Below are 4,772 nucleotides of genomic sequence, written 5' to 3'. Positions count from 1 at the left end.
AGCTTTAACTATTTAGGTCAATTTGATTCTCAAGAAGGCTTATGGCAATTAGCATCCCAGAGTAGTGGTATGCCTGTACATTCAGATAACCATGATCATAATGTTATAAATATAAATGGTATAGTTATAGAGGGAGAGTTAAGGTTTAATGTAGTAACGCAGTTAGGGAAAGATACTACAGATAAGTTAAGTCAGTCATTCCAAGCTAATTTGATAAGAGTACAAGAGCATACTCAGCAGTTAGTTGAAGAAGGAAAAGAGTATCATACGCCTAGTGATTATGGGTCTAATATATCGATAGGTTTATTTGATAGCCTTCAAGAACAAGCTAAAAAGCTAGGTAGTGCTATAGATGCTATATATCCTGCCAATAGTTTACAACAAGGATTTATATATCATGTGTTATCTAATCCTGATGATGATGCATATAAGATACAGGTGTTATTTGATTATAAGCAAGAGTTAGATGTAGATAGATATATTAAGTCATGGGAATTAGCTATAGAGAAGTATCCTATATTAAGGACTATGTTTAATTGGGAAGAGGAGTTAATCCAGATTGCTCTTAGCAAAGGACAGTTAAACTACACTTATCATGATATAAGTGATCATGCTGATAAAGATACTCAAATAAAAATAATTCAAGAACAAGATAGAGCACAAGAGTTTGATTTAAGTAAGCCTACGCAGTTAAGGTTGCATATAATAAAGCAATCACAAGAACACTATACTATAGTTTACTTATTACACCATATTATAAATGATGGCTGGGGCGGTTCGATATTACTTAATCAGGTGCATGAGTATTATAAAGAATTATCGAATAGCAAAGATATAATAGTAGTAGAAGATGATTCATATTTAAGAGCTCAAGATTATATACAATCAAATATGGCCAGAGTAAGAGATTATTGGCAAGAGCAATTAGTTGAAGTAGTAGCAAATGATTTAAATCCTCTGTTAAGTACAAAGGTTAATTTGGATGATGTTAATTCATTAGCTAGTCCTTATAACGAAGTAATATCAATAACAGAAGATATTTATAGTAATTTAAAAGCAATAACAAAAGAGTTAGGTATAACTACAAACACATTGGTACAGTTTGTATGGCATAAGTTATTACAGATATATACCCAAGATCAACGAACAGTAGTAGGTACTACGGTATCAGGAAGAGATATACCAATAAATGGAATAGAGGATAGTGTAGGTTTATATATAAACACATTACCATTGATAGTTGATTGGGATAATGAGAATACAGTTAGAGACCAGCTTAGTTATTTACATAAACAAATAACAAACCTAAGTAATCACAGTTATGTTAATTTAGCTGAATTACAAGAACAGGGTCAAAGGTTATTTCATAGTTTGTTAGTATATGAGAATTACCCTATGCCAGAATCCAACAACAAAGCAGATAAACATATATTACAGTTTGAATTTAGAGACTCAGTAGAGAAATTAGATTATCCTATAGGTATAATAGTCTATGAACATAATAATGAACTTTACATATCGATTAAGACTACAGAGGAATTAGTATCTAAAGAAAAATCTCAGTATCATCTTAATAAATTACAACTATTGTTAAAGCAAACTATAGATAAGCTAGATGATAGACATATAGATCTTAGTATATTAACAGAGCAAGAGAAAGATCAGATAGTATATGCTTGGAACCAGACAGATAGAGATTATCCTAAGGATAAGACGATCTATCAGCTGTTTGAAGAGCAGGTTAAACAAAACCCTAATAATGTAGCATTAGTATTTGAAGATCAGGAGTTAACATATAAAGAGCTTAATGAAAGATCAAATCAATTAGCTAGGTATATCCGCAAACATTATAAGGAAGTAACGAAACAAGAGCTTAAACCAGATATATTGATCCCACTTTGCCTTGAAAGAAGTATGGATATGTTAATTGGTATCTTAGCTGTAATGAAGGCAGGAGGAGCATATGTACCTATGGATCCTGAGTATCCGCAAGAGAGGTTTAGACATATCCTTGAAGACACGCAGGCTAAATTAGTTATAACGCAAAGTCATTTGGAGGATAAGCTTTATTATATAAATAGAGATGTTAGTTTGATATCAATAGATTCAAATCAAGAACAGAGCTATGTATATGATCAAGAAGATAAAGAGAACCTTAATCCACAAAGCTCTTCAACAGATTTGGCGTATGTTATATATACATCAGGGACTACTGGAGTGCCTAAAGGAGTGATGATTGAACATAAAGGGTTAGTTAATGAGGTTACTAGTCAATTAAGCTCAATAAACTTAAATATTTTAGATAAATCTTTGTTGACAGCAAACTATATTTTTGATGCTTCGTTTGAGTGTATATTTATGTCTCTATTAAGCTCAGGGGAATTACATATCTTAGGTCATTATGAATTATTAGATTATAAAGTTGTAAATAACTATATAGAAGAGAAAGGAATAACGGTTTTAAATAGTACTCCTAGCTATATAAATACTATTATTCAAGAATATAATGGAAGTAGTTTGACTCATATAATCCTTGGGGGGGAACCTTATACAAGGAATATAGAAACTCAAGCCAAGATCTATAATACATATGGACCAACAGAATCTAGTATTGTAGCAACGATCTCTAACTCGTTTAATATAGGTAAAGCAATTAATAACACTAAATTATATATATTAGATCCAAGAAGTCAGCCAGTCCCTACAGGAGTTATTGGCGAGTTATATATAGGAGGGGCAGGATTAGCTAGGGGATATTTAAATCGACCAGAGTTAACAGCTGAGAGATTTATACCTAATCTATTTGCTACAGAGAGTGATATAGCTAAAGGTTATACAAGATTGTATAAGACAGGAGATTTAGTTAGATGGTTAGCAGATGGCAATATTGAATATATAGGTCGTAATGATGACCAGGTTAAGATCCGAGGCTATCGTATTGAGTTAGGAGAGATTGATACACAAGTAAGAAAGTTAGAATCTGTTTCAAATAGTATCACAACTGCAATAAAAGGAAATTTATATTCATATATTGAATTAAATAAAGAAGCTTCTAGAGTATATAAAAATTCAGAATATGATTTTTATATATATTCATTAGAGCAGAGACCTGATTTAAAACAAAAGTTTGTAGAGACTCAGTTAAATTCATGGCCAGAATACTTTTTTCTAGATAAAGAAGAAGATTTATTATGGGCAGAGTTATACAAAAGATATTTAAAGTATCAATTAGTAATAGTAGATCAAGATGATAATATTGTAGCAGTTTGTAATTGTTTGCCTATATATATATCTGATACTAGTCCTAAATATCCAAAGACTTGGGAAAACATCTTTAAGTTAAGTTTTAGTGATAATAAACCAAGCTCTTTAATTTGTATATCACTAACAATTACAAAAGAATATAGAGGATTAGGTTTATTTGATGGATTAATCAAAGGAGTTTTTAACTTAGCGTCTCAGCATGATCTAAGTAAGGTATTTATTTCTCTAAGACCGTTAGGAAAAAATAAATATCCTCTAGAAGATATAAAAAACTATTGTAATCGAGGAGATATTAATAATTTTTATGAAGATTTCTGGCTTAGGAAGAATCAACAACTAGGAGGGGAGTTAAAGCAGATTAATGAACGTTCACAATATATTACAGCAAACATTGATTTTTGGGAAAAATGTCTAAATATGAAATTCCCTAAGTCAGGGGTATATACACATAAAGATTTATTAAATGGGTTAACTATAGATTTGGATAAAGGTGTTGGAGAATATTGTGAGCCAGGGATCATTTTTGAATATAAATTTATAAAAACACAAGAAAATGATTTTTTTAAAATAACACCTGAATTTGTTTATAAGTCGTTGCTTTTAGTATTACCTGAATATATGCTTCCATCCTCGATAAGGATAATGCATAAGTTTCCATTAACGGCTAATGGTAAGTTAGATCGTAAGGCATTACCAGCTCCTGAGTTTATTAATGACGATAGTTATGTAGCACCAACTACAGAGCTTGAAGAAAGATTATGTAGTATATTTGGTGAAGTACTTGGCTTAGAGAGAGTTGGTGTTACAGATGATTTCTTTAGGATAGGTGGAAATAGTATATTAGCTATTAAATTATCACATAGATTAGCTAAAGAATTAGATAAACAGATAAATGTAGCAGATATATTTGAGAATAAAAATATAGAAAATATGATTTTCTTTTCTAGAAAGAATATCCGCCTAGAAGAAAGAATAGAGGAAGAATTTTAATGAATTTAATAAACATATTAAGAAAAAATAATATTGAAGTATGGATAAATAATCAGAGAATTAAGGTGTCTTTTCCTAAAAGTCTAAGAAATTTAGATAAATATAGAAATTTAATAAAAGAGAATAAAGAATCTTTAACTCTAACTTTAATAGAAAATAAAATCTTCTCGAAAAATGATTTTAATAATTTATTAATCCTTAAATTTAGATTAGATGCATATCCATTATCCTTTGCTCAGGAGCGTTTATGGTTTATAGAGCAGTATGAGGGAGGAAGTAATGCCTACCATATACCAATGTTGGTATCTTTGAAAGAAGGAGTTAATGAAGAAGCTCTTAAGCAATCAATATTATCAATAGTATCAAGACATGAAGTATTAAGAAGTGTCTTTAGGCAAGATAATGAAGGTAATGATTATCAAGTTGTTTTAAATGATAGTTTAGTTATTAATGAATATAGTTATAAAGATATAGGTATATCCAAACAGATTGATAAAGATATTAATACACCATTTGAT

2 protein-coding genes are annotated in these 4,772 nt (G+C 30.1%); both read left to right on the top strand.

Features of this window, described 5'->3' with window-relative positions; all coding sequences use genetic code 11:
- A partial coding sequence (locus F3D62_RS12480) for a non-ribosomal peptide synthetase (protein ID WP_150468571.1) occupies positions 1 to 4,254 on the top strand: 4,254 nt, incomplete at its 5' end.
- Positions 4,254 to 4,772, top strand: a 519-nt coding sequence (locus F3D62_RS12475; protein WP_150468570.1) for a condensation domain-containing protein, incomplete at its 3' end; no start/stop codon positions are given. The genes F3D62_RS12480 and F3D62_RS12475, both read left to right, overlap by 1 nt.

Source organism: Francisella sp. SYW-9 (genome assembly GCF_008711465.1).
In the GTDB taxonomy this organism is placed as follows: domain Bacteria; phylum Pseudomonadota; class Gammaproteobacteria; order Francisellales; family Francisellaceae; genus Francisella.
Note: the sequence above shows the minus strand (reverse complement) of the source record. Positions and strands in the feature narration are given on the sequence as shown.